Consider the following 19,319-nt stretch of genomic DNA (forward strand, 5'->3'; position numbering starts at 1 on the left):
AGTATTATTTTTTAGCGTATTCTAAAAATTCATTATAATCACGAATATAATCTAGTTCATCATAACTTTCCGATGCCAGTACCAATAAAACCGCGCCTGATGAAAAATTAACTAAATCACGCCAAATGCCCGGCACCACTAAAAGGCCATAGTTTGGCCTGTTTAAATGAACGGTTTTCTTTACCGTGCCATCGTCTAAAATAACGTCAAAGCTACCGCTCACAGCTACAATCAACTGCTGGAGTTTATAGTGCGCATGACCTCCCCGCGTCTCTCCACCGGGCACATCGTAAAGATAATAGAGGCGCTTTACCGAAAAAGGTAATTCTAGCTCGTTGTTAACCGCTGTTATATTTCCAGCCCGATTGTGTACTTTAGGTAATGTAATTACAGGACAATTATATACGGACGCCATCATTTTTTATTTTACAGAATTCATCAAAATCTCTTATATAATCATCTACATTAAATGACGTGGAAGCAGCAACTAGCGCGACCGCATTTGTGGAAAAGTTTTGCATGCTGCGCCATATCATTTTTGGAACGTAAAGTGCCTTGTATGATCGATTAAGTGAGTAAACTTGCTCGCTTTTGCCGTCATTTAAAACGATATCAAAGCTGCCAGACAAGGCAATAATTATTTCTTCTTGTTGTTTAAACGCATGTGCACCGCGAATTTCACCACCTGGAACATCATAAATCCAATAAGTGCGGGCGATCTCAAATGGAATGTGATTAGACCCCTCCAAAAAAGAAAGATTGCCGCGATCATCAAAAATTTTAGGTAATTCGATGAGATAGGATTGATTAAGCTTCATTTGTTTGTTGTATAAATAATATCGGGCTAATAAGCATGCTTATCACCTACTACCATTCCCCAAAAGGTAAGGAAGATAATTTTTAAATCCAATAAAAATGTCCAATGCTCTATGTACCAAATATCGTGGGCTACTCTGGCCTGGAGCAAACCAACGTTGCCAGATTCCCCTCGTAGTCCGTTAACCTGCGCCCATCCTGTGATACCAGGTTTCGCTTGGTGCCTTACTAAATATTTATTAATTACTTCAACCGATTCTGTGTTCATGAGGGAAGCATGTGGTCTAGGCCCTACTACACTCATATCGCCGATTAAGACATTAAAAAATTGCGGGAATTCGTCCAGATTAGTCCTTCGTAAAAAGCGGCCTATCGGCGTTACCCTATCGTCTCCTTTTTGTGCTTGCCTAAATTTGCCATTTCTATCTAAATCGCAACGGTCTGTATACATGGATCGGAATTTATAGCAAATAAAACGCTTGTTACGCTTCCCCCAACGCTCTTGTTTAAAAAAAACAGGGCCTTTTGAGTTCAATTTGATGCATATTGCAATAATTGGAAATAACCAAGAAAAAACAATTAACAATACAAGTATGCTAAACAACACATCAAAAATTCTTTTTACAAGCTGATTATAGGAATCTTCTAAAGGCTCCTTCCGAACGCTTATTAAGGGAAAAGATCCTAGCATCGTGATGGAAGACGGATGCGCCATATCTTCGGAAACGGTTAAGCGAGGAACGATTCTTAATCTTACTGCATAGGAACCCAATACTTCTGAAATTGATTTAACATCATACTCCTCATTATCAGGCTCTGTAATAAATACTTCATCAATTTGACCTATCTGCCCGTGGCCTATTGCGATTGAATTAATCTTTTCTATAGCTGCGCCGTTAGCGCGTGAAATTATGCGACCGTTGATGTATTTAACCGCCTCATAACCATATAACTGATTTTGCTGCAAGTATCTATAAAAACCTCTGCCAGTAACGCCATCACCAATCACTATTGCCCGTTTACGCAAAAATCCTTTACCATACAAAAAGAAAAAAAGCTTCTTAATAAAGATTTTGGATACGGGAAGAAATAGGATAAGTACGCTTCCATAGATGAGGGCGAAACGTCTGTAATATACATCTTCTTTAAATGCAAATATAAAGAGGATGATGAGCATTACCTGTACAATGATACAGTTAATGCTGTTAAAAATCTCTTTAATTCGAGTGTTGGGAGCCGATTGAGCATACAATTGGTAATAACGGCTTGACACATACCAACCACTGAGCAGAAATACGAGAAAACCGACATCAATTAAATTGATTTCTTGGAGACGGTGATCGCTCCCATATGTTATCCCTACGGCAAAGGCAATGCACAGCAGACAAACATCCGTAAGAATCTGAATAAAATAATATGATGTACGATTATTAATAATCATGACTGATTTTAGATAATCTATTAAACGTCCATAACACGCTATTCCAATATTGATTGGAATATTCTACGTACTAATAAAATAATGGTACATAAAAAACCGGCAATAAAACCACCAATCACCACGCCAGTTACTTTACCTATTTTATTCTTTTCCAAAGGTAATATTGGCTTATCCAATACTTGAATGAGTGGCTTGGCATTGCGTACCGTCATCCTAGCTAGCTCTTGATTCTTCACCAATTCTGTAAGGATTGCTGTATTGGCTTGTACATCCACCGTCCTTAACTTGGACGCTACACCAAGAGTTTGAAAAGCTTTATTGGGATTGGGATTCGCTTCGGTGGCCACCGCTACGCCGCCGATGGCACTATTTAGTTCACGTCTCACAGAATCTACCTGCTTGGTTAATACATCAAGGTTATCCTGTGATTTCTTTGTACGGGTTCTTATATAAAATTCCGTAACATTGCTAATCAACTTTTCACAAAAGGCTTTAGCAAAAAGCTCGTCTTTTGCATTTACTACAATAGAAAGTATACTTAATTTTTTATCTAACTTATCAATGGTGAGATTATCTTTTAAGATAGCTTTATGATAAATCGCCAACAGACTATCTTGCAAAAAGATACGCGACGTGTCAGCAACAAAATGAAAATCTTTCAACTTGGGCTGCTCTCCCCACTTCTCTTTTAGTTTATTCATTTCGGCGTATCGATCAACTAACAGCTGCTTTTCACCGTCGAAATTTGCTTCTGTCAATAGTGTTTTTTGAATCATTCGCCGGGATTTTAAAAACTCAACGATATTATCTTTATTAAACAGCCCTTCTCCCTCCATGCCTCCCAAATTGATGCCGAATTGAGAAGCGATGCCTGCATAAGCACCTAAGGCTCCACTTCCGCCTTGCTCCTCTTCCAGTACGAAGGTAAGTTCTGCATCATAGGTTGGTTTCTTAAAAACTGCCACTAATAACCCTAGCACAGCGCCTACTATACCTACCAACAAGATTAAAATCCATTTGCTCCGTAAGTATTGCCACCCTTCTTTAAGCTTAATAATAAGTTCTTTCAAACTTACTTCGTCTTCGGCTTTATTTGTAGCGTTATTGGTGTTTATATTATTTTCTGCCATTGCTATTGATTTAAGAAGACTATCTAAATAAGGCTACAATTACTCCTAAAGCAGTAGCAATACCGCTTCCCAATCCTACCCATTGACCAGCATTCATCCGCTCGCGCTCTAACCGTTGTGGAACGAAAATTTCTGACCCTGGTTTAATTTTAGGATAGTTATTAAAGAATATAAACCTACTGGTACTTCTGGCAGAACCATTAGCATATACCACATATGATCTTTTACGAAGCGCACGCTGTGAAAAGCCGCCCGCTTGCGAGATGTATTGTTTGAAACCTTTATTGTTACTGTATACCACTGTAACGGGAGACAGCACTTCTCCACTTACCTTAACCGTTTGCAACTGTTTTGGTACGCGCAAGATATCGCCTTCTTCTAATATCAAATCTGAAATATGACCTGGCTTTTTAAGGATTTCATTCATATTAATACCTACATAGCTGTTATTTAGGCTCTGCTGATCGGGTGCTGCGTTTGGATTAACCGTGCTTTGTTGCAACGCACTTAAACGGGCCACACGCTCTTGCCTCAATTCTTCTTGTGATTTTAAGCGCTGCTTTTCCAAATTACTTGTGGAATCAATATGTGTAGCATCAAAATCCTTACGTTTAAGCGAAACACCGTCTACGTAGGCATAAGGTGTAAAGCCTCCAGCACGTTTAATGATGTCTGAGATACGCTCGTCTTTACGGCTAATAGAATATTCGCCCGGATAAAGCACTTCCCCTTCCACTCGTACCATGCGCTGCTTTACGTAACCCGTCTCGGTACGGACACTGATCATATCAAAAGGTTTTAACTCAAAATTTGCAGTTTCTTTTAAACCGCGATCTACATTTACATGATAAATTTCTGCGGTATTAGCCGACATAGACATGGCCTCTGCATTTACCACTCGGCGGGCAATTTCAACTCTGTTTCCCGAACCGCTCTCGGTGAATCCGCCGGCCTGAATAATGAGTTCTTCTAGGGTCATCCCTTCTGCAAAATTATATTTACCTGGTTTACGAACTTCGCCGTTAATTTCGATTGTGTATTCATTGCGTAAATCAAAAATGGAAGATACGAACACCATATCTTCACGTTTTAACGGAATATCCGGTGTGGTACCCGCCAAAATATCAGCCACATTAAAGCTCAATTGCTCGCGTTGAAAGTCGTCTTTTAAACGGATAACATAGCCCTTATTGGTAAAGGCATCTTCTTTAATCCCATCTGCCTTCTTGATTAACATCGAAAGCGTTAAACCGGTGCTCAACTCATATTCACCTGGCCTAAAAACAGCTCCCGAAATAGTAACACGATTGGTATAACGGTCTAGCAAGCGCTCAACACTAAACTTATCGCCAGTTTTTGGCTCAAACTGCGTATATTGGCTTTCTAAAATATCTTCTAACCTTCTCTCTTTTCCTGTATTACGAATGACACTGATACGTGCCTGATAGGCCTCTTCGGTAAAACCTCCTGCATATCGTAAAAGGTCTTCAAAGTTTTCGCCTGCTTTTACTTCGAAAAGCATCGGGCGTTTTACTTCACCTAACATTTCAACTCTGCTAAGATACGGTGAAACTTGGATCACATCCTGATCGCGTAGACTCACATTTCCCTGCATACTGCCATTCTGGAGAAAATCGTATAGATCAAGATCAGCAATTGTTTTACCAGCACGGATAACCTTAATACTTCTAACGGAACCGTTTGAAGTAGGACCTCCCGAACTGTAAAGCGCATTAAACACAGTGGCGACGGAGGGTAAGGTATAGGTGCCTGGTTTTACGACTTCGCCCGTTAGAATGACTTTGATACTTCTGATATTCCCCAATGTGATGTTAACTTTCGTAGTGCCTGCTTTAATGGCCGTATAAACGGTTGCCATTTTGGCTTTTACGCGCGCTGTGGCTTGCTCAATCGTTGCTCCGCCAACATCTACTACACCTACGTAGGGAATATTAATGGTACCATCTGGACTCACAACTAAACGATGGCTTACTTCGGAATTACCAAAAACATCGATGCGTAATTCGTCGTCTGGCCCAATGACATAATCTAAAGGGGTAGCAACGCGTAGATTGGGTTCAAAACGAGGTTGGCTGTTCAAAAATAGACTCCCGCCATAAATGCGCGCCCGAAGTGCTTCATCAATGCGCTGCGCAGGTGTTTTGGTCGCGGCTGAATCTTCATCATAAGCCGAACTATCTTCATCCATACCGCTCACAACACGTCCTTCTCCGCTTAATAAGCTATTACTTTTGGTATTATCTGTGGTAGTCGTTCCACCTAGCTGTTCTACACGAGACCTTAGCTTTTCAATCTCCGTTTGATTCATGCCTCTGGCCTTAGCCATTTGGATCATGTCCGTTTCACTCAGGCCAGATGATTCCGCTTGCTTCATAAATTCTCGGATCTGGTCGTCACTTAATTCGTCTACATTTACACTACTTAAGTTTTGTGGATCAATACTCTGAGCGCTTGCCGCTTGGGAGATAGTTACTATCGAAACAATAAGTAGGACTTGTGCTACATATAGAACGTACTTTTTAATCATTCTGTGCTTTATTTATTTAAGGCCCCTGTGTAGTAAATTAATGGGTTTTTTATGCAAATAAACTACTTTTTTGGCAGTCGACAAAACTTAAACGTAAACTGCCCTAAAAACGATACATCACACCTAACTGCAAATGCATATTCGCCTTATCTTGTTTAAAAAATTGCCAAAAATCTGTTCCTTGAGGATTTTCCTTTATTTCTTTTAACTCGTATTGATAATTTAAGCCATTGATGTATTGCAGCTTGGCATTGAAGAGGAAATTTTTGTAATTCCATTCGCCATAACCTGCTAAACTCAAATCTACCCAATTCTTTCTGATATCGCCGATCCAATTAAAATAAAAATCATTATTATGTTCGTAACGCTGAAACATGAGACCTATCTGCTTCATCCCTCTCAACCAGCTGAAATTAATGGTTTGTACGCTGGACCCCGGGCCTGCTCCTGCGCCTAATATTTGCCCTCTATTGGTATAGCCATCTCGCACAATCCCACTCGCATACCATTGCGGACTGTTACGTATCGTACTGGTTCTAGAGCTTGCCAACTGGGTGAGTTCCAGGTTAAACTGTAGATGATCTTGATGAATGCCCGGTAATGTAAACAGTTTCCGTAAACCCAGTGTGTAAGCGCGTGAATGTTCTAGTTCAACCTTTAGGTCTCTACTATCCCAAGCTGGATCATTCCGCCCATATTCTCCATAAAATTCTGCCTGCCCTGCCGGAAGCACCCACCGAAAGAAGAAGGATTTATACCCATCTCTGTTTTTGCGCTGTTCGGAATTTAAATTAATGGAGGGATCATTCGGATCTGTCCAAGAACCTGGCCCGAAAAATGGCAAGAAAGAGTTTAATCCGTTACCCATATCATGCCGGTATACAACATAACTGCGGGCATGGCCTAAAGATAAACCGGGTAACCATTTAGGCTGATAGGTCATGACAAAACCTGAAATGTACCGCCAGCCCGGGGGTTTTTCTTCGTATAGATAATCAAAATGTGTGGGGTTGCCAAAAGTGGTAGGCGTATAACCCGATGATCTCAACTGTCCTCCAATTAATTGCCCCTCAAAGGAACCGATACCCGTTTTGATTGGCTTATTGGTATTAAGGGTAATGTGTAAAAACCCAGGTGCCGTATTACTCATCAATAACGAGTTATACATGCCAGGCCCCCACCATAAATTCTCTGAAGATACCCCTAAGCTAAGGGACCGATAATTATAGCGTATATAGCTCTGTCCTAAATAAAGTTTTTTATAGGCGCCTTCTCCGAAACGTTCGGGCATATCAATGTTATTGTGTAAAGAATACCAGCCTTGCCAATGCAAAAGTTGATCGCTATCGAAACGCTGGTAGTCTTTGTTTTCTGCATAGATAAATTCGGGCCTTAATTGCACTTCGAAGCCTTTATAACGGGCATAAATACCGGCACTAACCTGCGTTTGATACCCACGAGCCGGAATCATCCCCCCGTCATTGTACCCGTAGGGGTATTTGGTGTTCACCTGCTGTACCCAGCTAAGCGGAAGCAATTGAATAGTTAAATCGGGGATACTGGTGCGTATAAAACTACGATCAATCGTTGTTAGACTATCTGGATTGTAAATATTGCCACGCTGAAGGCCCATATTGTTTAGGGGTCTTATGGAAAAGCTAATGGTAGAATCTACTTTACCCAAAAGTTGCTGCCTCCTGTAATAATCATCAAGTACGGGGGTGCCCACAGGAAGAACTTGAGACTTCAGGGAGATACTAGAGCCTAGTAAAAGAATGATAAGAGATAGTTTTATGTATTGTCTCATTTTTGTTCTTAATTTTTTTATTTACTTTTCTTTTTTCCGCTAAAGAAAAGTAACAAAAGAAAACTCTCAGCTTAAAATCTTATTTATTAACTTTTGGCTTGGCCCAAAAGTTACAAAAATCCAAGGCTGCATAATCTTCGCTAAAAACAAACTTCCTTATTTATGCTGTGCAGCCGCTCCAATCTTATCCCCTCTTCGCTTCCTCACAGCATATCCCTAGCAACAGTTTATTTTTTTAACGCTCATCTTATGAGGCCGGTCCTAGCCCACATCACTAAAGCCCCATTATCCTTTATACCTCTGTACTTATGTCTTGCTACTGGCGTCTTGCTACTTATGTCTTACGTCTTGATACCAATAGCTCACAACTCGTAACTGGCAACTCACAACTAATATAATCTTGCTATTAATAACGAATAACTACCAACGAACAACCAATAACTAAATAATATTCTAAAACCTATACATCATGCCCAATTGCAACTGGAAATTAAACTTATCAACTCCTTTGAATCCCCAATAATCCACAGGGTTATCTTTGATTTGATATTGATAGTTGTAGGCTTTCATAAATTGCGTTTTGCCATAGAAAAGAAATTGTTTATAATCCCATTCTCCATGGAAGGCTAAGCTGTAATCTACCCAGTTCCGTCTTAAATCTCTGGAAACAACATAGTAGTACAGATCGTTATTATGCACGTATCGCTCTAACTGTACACCTACTTGTTTTAGGCCGCGCAACCAGCTAACATTGATTGATTGCAGGTTGCTTCCCGGGCCGATACCTGCTCCCAGTACCTGCCCTTGGTGCGTATAACCGTCTAATACCTGATAATGCACATAAAAAGGTGTGCTTTCTCTTTGGCTGGCCGTTTTCGGCATTTCTAGCTGCGTAATTTCAAAATTAACCTGCAACAAATCTTGGTGGACATTATTTAAGGGAACTAATTTGCGCATCCCAATTATATAAGCACGCGAATGATTGGGCATCACTGTTAAGTCACGCTGGTTCCAGGGGTGATCATTTCTTCCATACTCCCCGTACACTTCAAATTTAGCGGCAGGCAGTACCAATCGGCCAAAAAAAGACACATATTGATCTTGTGCACCCTCGTCTTGCCGATTTTCGCCATCAGGCCCCACATAATTTGCTTTTGAACCTGATTGAAATAAAGGAATGTAATCGCCCAATTTATTCCCCATATCTTTACTATAGACAATAAAACTTCTGGTTAATCCAAAAGAAAGGCCAGGTAACCATTTAGGCTGGTAGGATAGCACTAAACCCGAAAAATACCGCCAATCGTCTGGTTTGTTGATATAATAATGATCATATTCTGTAGGAATACCTTTAAAAGGTCTGGGAGTATAACCAGAGGAATTTAATCGCCCCCCTACAATCTGCCCTTCGAACGATCCAATAGGTGTACGTATAGGTCGTGTAGTATTAATAGTAGCATGTAAAAAGCCTGGGGCAGTATTACTCATAAGCAATGAATTGCGCATACCTGGCCCCCACCAAAGGTTCTCTGTAGAAACGCCTACCGAAATAGGATGAAAATTAAGTCGGACACTGCTTTGCCCTGGAAAAAATTTAGTATAACCGCCATTACCAAAACGCTCAGGATAATCAATTCTATTAGCAAAATTAAAATAATAATTATACCACCCTTCTTCTGAGTTCCCGTTAAAGCCCTGATAGGCTGCATTTTGGGCAAAAACGAATTCCGGTCTGAATTGAACGCTAAGAAATTTATATTCGGCATACACCCCAGCGCTGAACATCGTTTGATATCCCTTGGATGGAATCATTGCCCCATCATTCCACCCATAGGGGTAGGCGGTGGTAATTTGATGCTGCCAGTTAATAGGTAACAACTGCACAAAACCTTTTTTATTGGCTGTATGAAAGATACTTCTATCATTTTGCAAAGAGCTGTCCGGATTATAAATGTTTTGCCGTCGTATAACTTGATTGCTCAAGGGCTTTATAGCAAAGGAAACAGTTGAGTCTAATCGTCCTAACAATTGTTCGCGCCGATAATAATCATCAAAAAAGGGGGTACCTACCGGCAATGTCTGCCCTTTAGCAGCGACTGCTACAGACAGGATGATTAGTATAAATACAACTCTATAGATGGCGGCATTATTTTCGAAAAACCGCCTTGCGTTTGGGTTAATTATCTTTACCATAATTAAATATGCCGCAAAGGTATCATAATTTATGCTTTGCTATCCTATCAAGTGTAATTTTATTTAATTTTCTTCTTTCCGAATCTATAAACCAACCCCATTTATTAAAATATTTAATAGCCGATTGAATATGGAAGCGCATGAGCCTACCATTAGCGTAAGAACCTTTTCGATAACCATGGTAAATACTTACAAATGGATAAAAAACAGTCCGTGCATGCTGGCCGATGCGCCGTACGAGGTCTACATCTTCTAAATACATAAAATAACGGGGGTCAAAACCACCTATTTCTTTTAGAAGGGATGTACGTGCAAACATAAAACAGCCGGAAAGATTAGGTACATCTAAAACATAATCATAAGTAAAATCATATAATTCATAGGAAGCATCTAATGCCTTACCCCACTTACTTCCCCCTGCAAAACGCCTTCCAAACAGGTTCATCGGACTGGGCAGTAACTTACATAAACGCTGTATTTCACCTTGATTGTAAAGAACTTTGGGCATGACGGTGCCTATATCTTGATGTTCCTCCATAAAACTTGCTAATTGTTCAATAACACCCGTTAAAAAGCTAATGTCTGGATTGAGAATAAGATGATAGGTGCTGTTTGTTTGATGAATAGCTATATTATGGGCTGCTCCAAAACCTATATTTTTTGGATTATGAATGTATGCAATACGTTCATCTTTTTTTACATGGGCTAATTTTTGTGTTGTGGAATTATCTATTAAATATAACTTGCTAATTAATGAAGAGGCTAAACAGCTATCGATTGCCTGCGCTAACTCCACTTCATCATTTTCGTATAATACAATCGCTGCCGTAATGTTCATTTAGTATAGCTTTTTTTATAATATTCTATTTAATTATCGGCTAATTCCCACCTATCTGTATCAAAATTAAATCGCTTATATAAGCGCCCTGGATTTCCTATTATGAGCGAATAAGGTGGAAAGCTTTTGGTAACTACGGCACTCGCACCCACCACACAGCCTTCTCCCAACGAAACACCGGGTAAAACAACTACATTTTCACCCAACCAGCAACGGGCACCTATGTGAACGGGGCTGGCATATAATGGACGACGGATCGGTGCCATCAATAATTCTTCACTGCTTGTATGGTGGTCGAATGTGCCATGATTGTGATCGGTGATAAATACTTTGCTCGCAATGAGCACATCATCTCCTATGGTTATCTCTTGAATCGCGCCTATATGTACGTAATCGTTTAATTGTACGTGTTTGCCAAATCGGATGCAGGGTTTGTTTGGTTTCTGAGATGGCAACGCTTCTAAACGACATCCTGTACCTGTTGTTAACCCCTGGCCTAAATCTATATAACGATGATTTCTTATTTCAAAAGGAAAGCGGATAAGCCGCGCGCCCGGAAAGAACAACCGGGTGCGAAAAATATGTAGAAATAAACGTACAATACCTATTAGACCGTATTTTTTTAGCATATTATCCTCTTAATTTCACAATGGCAATACGGCGAATATACTTGATAAGTGAATAAATTACCAAAAATAGATACTCCATTCTTCCAACGACACCTAAATCATAGCCTAAACGCATATTTTTTAGCTCTCCTTTTTCCATCTCTTTGAGGTTGGACGACAGTCCCGAGAAGCCAAAATTGGGCTTTCCATCTCCGGTTATGACTAAACTTTCGTTCAATAATACGCAATGATGTTGATGACAAACCCTGATCCAATAATTCCCTTCTTCTGCATAACGTTGTGTTTCATCGAAAAAACCGGTTTTTGTAAGCACAGAACGTTTAAAAATCACCGTGGGGGTAACAAAAAAGGTTTTATATAAGAGTAATTTGGCGGAAATAGGGGTAAGATGATTGAACTTTTTAAAAAGCCACTGCTTCCAGTGCTCACCATTCCGATTGCTTCCTAAAAAATCGATCGTAGGGTGCTTCTGCAGAATTGCCAATTGTCGTGCTAATTTTTCTGGTTGCCACCAATCATCGGCATCTAATAAAGCAATATAATCGCACACAGCATGTTTCATACCTACATTCCGGGCACGTGAAACACCTGAATTGGGCTGTTGAAATATGTAGATCTGAATAGGCCCCTTATAGTGAAGTATATAATTGTTGACCAAGGCAAATGAACCATCGGTGCTTCCGTCATCTATCACAATAAGCTCTTTTGGCTGACATGTTTGCTCACTAACGGAGGCTAATGTGCGGAGAATAGTATGTTCTGCATTATATAAAGGAATCACCACGCTGACGGATGGAATATTGCTCATCAATATTTATTTTATCAATTAATAAACGATTATTATGAAGGCATTTTTACTTGGCTATTAACTAACTGCGCCACGCGATCTATGCTATAATGATGCTGCAAAACTACAAAAGACTCCTGAAACTGTGTATATTCTTGCGGATGATTTTGTACTAGCTCCCTGATGTCCTGTTGCAAGCTATCAAAGTTGTTATAAAGTTTTCCGGGGAAAGACGCAGCAGACAATATTGCATCAAATGCGGGACTATCTAAGCCTAATATAGGGAGCTGATAGGCGATGGCATCGATGATAGCACCACTACTTGTTAATGTATAGCTTGATTCATCATAAAAGAACAGGGCATAATGCGCTTGTAAGCATTGTTGCTGATAGGTAGCTTGGTCAAGCATTATTTCTGTACTTTGGTAATTTACCCAAGGGTTAAGGTGGGGTTTCATTTCTGGAAGTACGGGGCCAATCACTTGAAAAACAATCTTACCTTCTTCCACCATATCCGAACAACGGGCTGCCAACTCAAAAAATGCAGCTGCATGCTTGTCTAAGCGTGCCACGCCTAAATGCGCAAACACGATAGGGGCAGTTGATTTCTTTACCGGTTGTGTATCGAATTGATAAGGGTGTGGAATTTGGATAATTTCTTCTTGTTGCAGATAACCTTTTGAAAGTAGGTAGTTGGCTATGCGTTCTTCAAGTACCACATATCGCTTAGCCTTGCTGGTACGGTAAAAGGCATGCTTTATTAGCTTTGCATAAAAACGGTCGATTCGTTTTCGAGGTTTATCATCACGGAGCAGATCTAAACCATGGAGGGTAACGATTATCTGTTGCCCTTTGACAGGAAAATACCGGGTATAAAGGCTTACTACACATTGGCCGATGGGCGACAGAAATGCAAAATATACCAACTCCACTGATTTTACTCGGGTGATAAATAGTATGCGAAAAATCTGTATGAACTCGTTGATAAACTTTAAAAGCCAACGAACAATGTTGCCGCTTTTATTTGATATGATATAGGTGGATGACCATAAAAAGGGTTCAACAGAACCAATATGCTTTTTAAGCTGCTGATAGTGACTGGGAGCTGCAAATAATTTAATCTGTTGTGATGGAAAGGCCTTTGCAAATACCTGTAACATCCCTGCGTTAAACGCTGCATGCTGCCCTCCTGTCATAAATAGCTCTGCAAAGTAAATCATAGGCCTTATTCTCTTATAACGTTAGATGGTGCAAAGATAGTTTCAAATGGGATATAAAGATCCCAGTAAACAGCTATAAGATTATAGAGTCTAAAAGCGCCGAACAACATTACCAGAAGAAAGGCGAGCATCCGCAGCCATTTATTTTGAACGGTAATAACTAAATAGCCTAGTATAAAAATCTCGAACAATAGAAAACCGGTCGACAGCCGAGCGATAACGGGTAAACTGATCATGAACAGCAGGTAGATGATATTACCAAAAATCAGCAGATTCAGGTATCCGGTATACCTGCTTTGATATAAGGGTGAAATAAAGCGCTGGCAGCTGATAAATAATGGAAGAAATAAGGCGCGCTTCGCTACACCCACCGCAAAAGCAATATAGGGATTGCCTTGCGCCGTATCCATACCATCACTTCCATATATCTTAAGTTTTTCTCCCACCCGAGAATCTAAACCCACAATATTTAAAGCCGTATCGACGGCAAAGCCACCGATATCCATGAAACCCAATAAAAGTGCTGCCAGCAAGACACCATATAACAGCTTGGGGGAATATTTAATATGATACACCCAATAAGAGAATATAAAAAAGATGGCAGTGATATGAATGCTAGAAGCAATTAACACAACTAAAAGAAAAGGTACGAAACGTTTGTCAATAATAAACCGTACACTATACAGGGTTAAAGAAATGGCCAGGGACTGACGAACACCAAAAATATCAGCAAAAAAATAACAGTAGTACAAAAAGAGGCTGATCATCATAATCTGCCGATGCTCAAAGGTCACTTTTGCCTTGATGCCAATCATTAGGATGGCCATCAGGCTTAACATAGCGGTATACCCTAAGTTTAAACTGGCTGCAAAGTAATTGATATAGGTGAAGCCCCGCTCCATCATATTAAGTTCGGGGTGCGCAACGTAGGTTTGAATGTTGCTAAAAAACTCGATGTAGGAGTACCAATCGGTACCCACATTCCATCGGATTGAACTGATAAAAATCAACAGGAACACGCTCGCCCAAAACACCAAGGGTTTTACTTGATTGCCATTTTTTAGCAAATCAAGCAAAGCGAAAAGTGCCAAAAGAATATAGAGCGCGATATAGATCACAAATTTTTTATGCTTTAATGCTGATTATTAGATAATATTGATTCCTTCATACCTCTTCTGTTGCTTGCATTATCCAACACGGATATTTTGCGTCTGCCTAAACAAAAGGTACTGACCATACGTAAAACTTTACTCGTTGAACAACTCATTTAAAAATCCTTCGCTTAGCCATAAATTGAAAATGAAAATAAATATTTTTAAGTCGTCCGAGGTGAAAGCTTCGGAAAAAATATTTCGGTAACAGTAAAAAGACCACATAGAGCTTACTACTGGCCGACAATTTAGACCGCACGCTTGAAAGCCATAACACCCGGAGGATGCGCTCGTTACACCACGCTCTTATTGATCTGGAACATTTCTCATCTCGGCTGTACGTTGATATATACTGGTTCGCAACTTCTTCCAGATAATGGATGCTAGCTACCAACTCGTCTAAAGACTGTATTTTATCAGCGCCCTGCCGCAGAATAGTGAACCATAACACATTTGGATGTATGCCTAAAATGTCATAAAAATATTGTGTAGCCATGTGTAGGCCTCTCGAGAATTGAAGTTCACTATTGCTTTGACTAACACCCTGATAACTGACACGATAAGACATCAGCCGCTCGGGAATGATTTCTAAACGATGGCCCGCTCTGATCAATTGCATCCACAGAGCATAATCTTCGATGTGATAAGTCGCTGGTTGATCCGGATACCCAACATTACGTAGCAATTCGCCCTTTATCACAATACTTGGATGCAAAAATGGGCATTCAAAAATGGTTACAAATGCTGCACTGACGGCATCGTAACAACCATGAAAATTTAAACGGCCCAACGAAAAACCTTTTTCACTGATATAAGTTGCGCAGGTAGCCACCATATCGACGTCCCTATCTTGCTCAAGATAAGCCACTTGCTTTCCAATCCTGGCTGGATCGCTCATGTCATCTGCATCCATACGAGCGATATATTGACCTCGGGATAATTGTATTCCTTTATTTAAAGTTTTTATAAGCCGCAGGTTCTCCTCATTTCTTACAGCCAAAATTCGTGTATCTTCTAGCGCTAATGCCTGGATGATTTCCCAGCTACTATCACTCGATCGGTCATCTATAACAATAATTTCTAAGTTAGGGTAATCTTGCTGCATAATAGACCGTAGCGCTGATTCTATATGATTTTCTGTATTGTAGCAAGGAAGTATTACCGAAACTAATGGCAGCATATGGTTTGTGCTTAAATCTTCAAAGTTACGCATTATAACAAACCTGGAAAGCTTTTATAAAAATTCTCGAGCGACATCTTCTCTGCCTGATGACGTGCGCTGTTTTTCATGGAAGTAACAAGCGCTAAATTTTGCGACAAAAAGGATAAGGCCTCTGTGAAGTCGGTCACACTGGCACATAAAATACTATTACTTTCGTTACAGTAATCTCTAATCGAGCCGACGTCAGAAACAACCTGCACCAACCCAACGGCCATGGCCGAGGTGATGGCGTTACTTCCCACCGTATCTTCTAGCACGGCAAGATGAACATCGCATGTTTGCATGCGTTTTAAAAGCTCCTCTTCGCTCAGAAAACCATAGGCCTTGACATTATTTTGTTTTTTAAAGATTTCGGGTAAGGGTTTATTTCCTAGACAAAGATGGAAAACTACGTTATCAGCTGTTTTTGTGATGATCTCGTTTAACTGCTCGAAATTGCGTTTGAGGCTACCCACAATAATGACCTGTAACTGTTTGCTCGCACCATTATCCTCTTGGGGATGGTAAAAAGTGGAGTCCACATAGTGGTGGCAAATAGTAATCTCCTTATTAAATCCGCGTTCCCGTATAAAGGTTGCCAGGGAAGATCCAAATACGACAATCTTATCGAGGAAGGAAAGCTTTTGGCTTATTATTTTCTCGTCACCGTAGAGATCAAGTAAGTGAGATCCTGCCAAATGCACCAAACCAATGAGCTTATTTGATTTACCTGCGCTTTTAAGCCATCTTGCTATTCGATCTTGAAAAGCTACTCCATACGTAAGGTATTCCATAAAGAATACTTTATCGCCTGGCTTTAAGGAGATGAATAAATAACAAAATAGCAGTACGGAGTGAATGTGCACCCAAAACCTTCCCCCTTTTACTTCCTGTGGAAAATGTTTGATCAGTCGAACCTCAGGAAATTGTGTCTTGAGTTTCCTTGCTAGATAACTCATGCCTGCATGGTTCCCTGAGGTGCTCGCAAAATCATAATAAAGTATATAAACCGCCATTTTAATTCTTTTTCTTTCGTAGGGAGCGAAATACCCTCAGTACATCAAATAAGGATAATTGATAGTTTTTTGCATGCTTTAACCAGTACCACAAACGCTGTAAACTACTTCCCTTTAGTAAATCATTATGCAAAATTACGAGTCGTTTTACGCGCATAAACTCATTGAACGAATTTAAGATGTTTTGATGGACGAGCCGTTCAAGAGGACTATCAGGAATTACTTGCAAAAACGATTGGTACCATTTACCTTGCTCAACTACCGCTTTCATCTTCAAATCAATTGCACCTGATTTACTTATGGTACCGTCGAATTGGCGATAGTTAAATACCGCTTTATGGGTATGTGCTATCCCCTTTTTGCCACACATAATAAAGGAAGTGATATCGTCCGTTCCCCAAGCAAGGGGTAAATGGAAAAATCCACCTATCTCTCTCAATTGACTGGTACGGAAAACAAAGTCTGAAATATATTGATCGCGCATCAGTTTAAGGCGATAAAATATATTGTCATAAACGCCTTCAACTTCGGGACAAGAAGGTGTTAAACCAATAAGCTGATCGTGTTCGTTAATTATTTTGGACCGGCAATGATAAATATCAAGCGTAGGATAACGTGCTATCAACTCATCAAAGCTTTCGAGATAATTGTGATCGAGCAAATCATCATCTCCCAATAAAACAAAATAATCGCCATTGGCTAATGCCAAGCATCTATTCCAATTATCGACCATATGTTCCGCCCCGGCATTCGTTTCGTTCTTATAGTAGCGTATTCGATTATCTGAATAAGTGGATATAAGCGTATCAATAGCATCTGGTGAGCAATCATTTACGATAACCAGCTCATAGTTATTAACTGTCTGGGCAAGTACACTATCTATGCATGCTTTTAGGTAAGCCGCTTTGAAGGCCGGAATAGCAATGGTATATCTAGGATTATCCTTCATTCCCTTTGTTGGTTTTCTTTAACAGTGTTAGCATTTCTAGAAGTAAATCATTCTTCCAGATAAAATGTTGGATGCTAATATAGCTAGCCCCGCTAAATAATATAATAACTATCAATTGAATGAGAGGCGACAAAAGGGTGTTTTCTACCCAATAGGTTATTAAAAAGAACGGCAAACAGGAAATAAATGCCTTCGCCAAATTAGACCATTGCGGATGAAAAGGAATTTTTTGAAGCGCCGACCGTGTTAATAATAGCATCACGGTGAATTCCACCAAAAGGTTGGTAATGGCTGCTCCTGTTTGTTTTATGTGGGGGATTAAAAGTAAATTAAATCCTATACTGATGACCATGCCTATCAATGCCGCCTTTAAGAAGTATTGCTCATTACCGGTTGCGTTGATAATTTGCTGTCCGAAAACATAGCTAAGACCAATAATAAGCACCGTGGGCGACAGTATTTTTAGGGAAAGCGCCGCAGGTAAAAAATCGGCACCGGAAAATAGGAGGATAAGCGGTCCCGCTATTACGTAAATGCCAACGCTTAAGGGTACACTCATAAAAACTACGTAATTGAATGATTTACTGAGAAGCGTTTTGGCATCGGCATACCTGCTTTCCTTGTATGCCAAAGATAAGGGGGGCATAAGCACCGTCGTAAATGCCACCAAGATCATAATTAATATTTTACTCAATTTAACCGCTGTTGTATAAAAGCCCACTTGTGTGGTATCGGTAAGGAAACCTAACACAACGCTGTCCAATAAGGTGTACACATGCGTTACCAAACCCGTGCTGAAAATATATAAAAGTGGGGTGAAGTGCCTTTTTAGAGAGAGCTGGTGGAAAGATATTTTTACAAACTTTCGTGCATATAAGCAATTTATTATCGCATTAATAAATACCGAAGCACAATTGATCGCATAATACAAAGAGGTATCTGCCGGACTTTTCACAAAAATAAAAACAGCAACAACTGTTAATATACGGATGCAGAGGGTTCTTAAGGTAATAAATGGAAATTGCTCCATCCCCTGAAAGAACCACTCCATCATGAAGACGTTCGATAATAGCAAACTACTGCCTATCCAAAATAGCTGACTATGGCCCTTCAACGGTGATAGGGTTAAGAAACTTACTATATAAAATAAAGAAACAAATACACTAACCAGCAGATGGATGCTTAACAGCTCGGTAAAAACCTGCGAACGATCAACAAGGTTCTTCTTTGCTTTGGCAATTTCACGCATACCATAAATAGGAATACCGAGGGCGGCAATTAAGACGAAATATTGCGTGTAACTGTCAACAAAGGTATACGTACCCACTCCTTGGGGCAATAATACACGTGATATATAAGGAAAGGTAACAAGGGGAAGTAAAACCTGACTTACTGCTAATAAAATATTATATACTGCATTTCTTTTGATGCTTCCCACGCCATTTGTTTTTGATTCCTTCCTCTTTGGAATAATTTTTGGCAAATATACTTTTTTAGCACCAAAGACAAGTTAGTGACTTATTGTAAATAATGACTTTTTTAAGATATAATCACTATTTATAAGAATGCAAAACTTAATCATCAAAATATTAC

General features: G+C 39.9%; 16 protein-coding genes. All 16 read right to left on the reverse strand.

Going from position 1 to position 19,319, the window contains the following annotated elements:
* Positions 1–4 precede the first annotated feature (4 nt).
* The 16 genes from BMY50_RS19760 to BMY50_RS19835 all read right to left on the reverse strand — a co-directional run bounded on the left by BMY50_RS19760 (position 5) and on the right by BMY50_RS19835 (position 19,209).
* Entirely contained in the window at positions 5–418 is a 414-nt protein-coding gene (locus BMY50_RS19760; protein WP_093327959.1) for a sugar 3,4-ketoisomerase, read from the reverse strand.
* Positions 399–818: a sugar 3,4-ketoisomerase gene (locus tag BMY50_RS19765; protein ID WP_093327963.1), complete on the reverse strand. Its 420-nt coding sequence runs from the start codon at positions 816–818 to the stop codon at positions 399–401. Before BMY50_RS19765 ends, BMY50_RS19760 begins: the two co-directional genes overlap by 20 nt.
* 26 nt (positions 819–844) lie before the next feature.
* Complete coding sequence (locus tag BMY50_RS19770) at positions 845–2,257, reverse strand: exopolysaccharide biosynthesis polyprenyl glycosylphosphotransferase (RefSeq protein WP_093327966.1); 1,413 nt, start codon at positions 2,255–2,257, stop codon at positions 845–847.
* 38 nt (positions 2,258–2,295) lie between these two features.
* On the reverse strand, positions 2,296–3,387 hold the full coding sequence (locus BMY50_RS19775) for a Wzz/FepE/Etk N-terminal domain-containing protein (protein WP_093327969.1): 1,092 nt from the start codon (positions 3,385–3,387) through the stop codon (positions 2,296–2,298).
* Positions 3,388–3,406: 19 nt separating this feature from the next.
* Positions 3,407–5,935 (reverse strand): SLBB domain-containing protein, encoded by a 2,529-nt coding sequence (locus BMY50_RS19780; RefSeq protein WP_093327972.1) that lies wholly within the window; start codon positions 5,933–5,935, stop codon positions 3,407–3,409.
* Positions 5,936–6,038: 103 nt separating this feature from the next.
* Positions 6,039–7,742 carry a capsule assembly Wzi family protein gene (locus BMY50_RS19785; protein ID WP_093327975.1) on the reverse strand — a complete coding sequence of 568 codons (1,704 nt, stop codon included), beginning with the start codon at positions 7,740–7,742 and terminating at the stop codon, positions 6,039–6,041.
* Positions 7,743–8,195: 453 nt separating this feature from the next.
* On the reverse strand, positions 8,196–9,935 hold the full coding sequence (locus BMY50_RS19790; RefSeq protein WP_093327978.1) for a capsule assembly Wzi family protein: 1,740 nt from the start codon (positions 9,933–9,935) through the stop codon (positions 8,196–8,198).
* 22 nt (positions 9,936–9,957) lie between these two features.
* The gene (locus tag BMY50_RS19795) at positions 9,958–10,773 is read right to left on the reverse strand and encodes a glycosyltransferase family 2 protein (RefSeq protein ID WP_093327980.1); all 816 of its coding nucleotides are present in this window, start codon (positions 10,771–10,773) and stop codon (positions 9,958–9,960) included.
* Between the two features lie 29 nt (positions 10,774–10,802).
* Positions 10,803–11,402: a DapH/DapD/GlmU-related protein gene (locus BMY50_RS19800; protein ID WP_093327983.1), complete on the reverse strand. Its 600-nt coding sequence runs from the start codon at positions 11,400–11,402 to the stop codon at positions 10,803–10,805.
* Position 11,403: 1 nt separating this feature from the next.
* Positions 11,404–12,210 carry a glycosyltransferase family 2 protein gene (locus tag BMY50_RS19805; RefSeq protein WP_093327985.1) on the reverse strand — a complete coding sequence of 269 codons (807 nt, stop codon included), beginning with the start codon at positions 12,208–12,210 and terminating at the stop codon, positions 11,404–11,406.
* Between the two features lie 32 nt (positions 12,211–12,242).
* Complete coding sequence (locus BMY50_RS19810) at positions 12,243–13,409, reverse strand: glycosyltransferase family protein (RefSeq protein ID WP_093327994.1); 1,167 nt, start codon at positions 13,407–13,409, stop codon at positions 12,243–12,245.
* A gap of 5 nt (positions 13,410–13,414) precedes the next feature.
* A complete protein-coding gene (locus tag BMY50_RS19815) occupies positions 13,415–14,527 on the reverse strand; it encodes an EpsG family protein (RefSeq protein ID WP_093327997.1) in 1,113 nt (370 codons plus the stop codon).
* A 145-nt stretch (positions 14,528–14,672) separates the two neighbouring features.
* Positions 14,673–15,740, reverse strand: a complete 1,068-nt coding sequence (locus BMY50_RS19820) for a glycosyltransferase family 2 protein (protein ID WP_162276641.1) — start codon at positions 15,738–15,740, stop codon at positions 14,673–14,675.
* Positions 15,741–15,772: 32 nt separating this feature from the next.
* A complete protein-coding gene (locus tag BMY50_RS19825; protein ID WP_093328004.1) occupies positions 15,773–16,777 on the reverse strand; it encodes a glycosyltransferase in 1,005 nt (334 codons plus the stop codon).
* A gap of 1 nt (position 16,778) precedes the next feature.
* Positions 16,779–17,726 (reverse strand): glycosyltransferase family 2 protein, encoded by a 948-nt coding sequence (locus tag BMY50_RS19830; RefSeq protein WP_093328010.1) that lies wholly within the window; start codon positions 17,724–17,726, stop codon positions 16,779–16,781.
* On the reverse strand, positions 17,716–19,209 hold the full coding sequence (locus BMY50_RS19835; RefSeq protein ID WP_093328012.1) for a flippase: 1,494 nt from the start codon (positions 19,207–19,209) through the stop codon (positions 17,716–17,718). Before BMY50_RS19835 ends, BMY50_RS19830 begins: the two co-directional genes overlap by 11 nt.
* Positions 19,210–19,319: the final 110 nt, after the last annotated feature.

Source organism: Olivibacter domesticus, assembly GCF_900109575.1.
GTDB lineage: Bacteria > Bacteroidota > Bacteroidia > Sphingobacteriales > Sphingobacteriaceae > Olivibacter > Olivibacter domesticus.

What these genes read in the sequence shown, in the direction of transcription:
- BMY50_RS19760 (WP_093327959.1), bottom strand. Translation starts at nt 418, where the DNA reads ATGATGGCGTCCGTATATAATTGTCCTGTAATTACATTACCTAAAGTA.
- BMY50_RS19765 (WP_093327963.1), bottom strand. Translation starts at nt 818, where the DNA reads ATGAAGCTTAATCAATCCTATCTCATCGAATTACCTAAAATTTTTGAT.
- BMY50_RS19770 (WP_093327966.1), bottom strand. Translation starts at nt 2,257, where the DNA reads ATGATTATTAATAATCGTACATCATATTATTTTATTCAGATTCTTACG.
- BMY50_RS19775 (WP_093327969.1), bottom strand. Translation starts at nt 3,387, where the DNA reads ATGGCAGAAAATAATATAAACACCAATAACGCTACAAATAAAGCCGAA.
- BMY50_RS19780 (WP_093327972.1), bottom strand. Translation starts at nt 5,935, where the DNA reads ATGATTAAAAAGTACGTTCTATATGTAGCACAAGTCCTACTTATTGTT.
- BMY50_RS19785 (WP_093327975.1), bottom strand. Translation starts at nt 7,742, where the DNA reads ATGAGACAATACATAAAACTATCTCTTATCATTCTTTTACTAGGCTCT.
- BMY50_RS19790 (WP_093327978.1), bottom strand. Translation starts at nt 9,935, where the DNA reads ATGGTAAAGATAATTAACCCAAACGCAAGGCGGTTTTTCGAAAATAAT.
- BMY50_RS19795 (WP_093327980.1), bottom strand. Translation starts at nt 10,773, where the DNA reads ATGAACATTACGGCAGCGATTGTATTATACGAAAATGATGAAGTGGAG.
- BMY50_RS19800 (WP_093327983.1), bottom strand. Translation starts at nt 11,402, where the DNA reads ATGCTAAAAAAATACGGTCTAATAGGTATTGTACGTTTATTTCTACAT.
- BMY50_RS19805 (WP_093327985.1), bottom strand. Translation starts at nt 12,210, where the DNA reads ATGAGCAATATTCCATCCGTCAGCGTGGTGATTCCTTTATATAATGCA.
- BMY50_RS19810 (WP_093327994.1), bottom strand. Translation starts at nt 13,409, where the DNA reads ATGATTTACTTTGCAGAGCTATTTATGACAGGAGGGCAGCATGCAGCG.
- BMY50_RS19820 (WP_162276641.1), bottom strand. Translation starts at nt 15,740, where the DNA reads ATGCTGCCATTAGTTTCGGTAATACTTCCTTGCTACAATACAGAAAAT.
- BMY50_RS19825 (WP_093328004.1), bottom strand. Translation starts at nt 16,777, where the DNA reads ATGGCGGTTTATATACTTTATTATGATTTTGCGAGCACCTCAGGGAAC.
- BMY50_RS19830 (WP_093328010.1), bottom strand. Translation starts at nt 17,726, where the DNA reads ATGAAGGATAATCCTAGATATACCATTGCTATTCCGGCCTTCAAAGCG.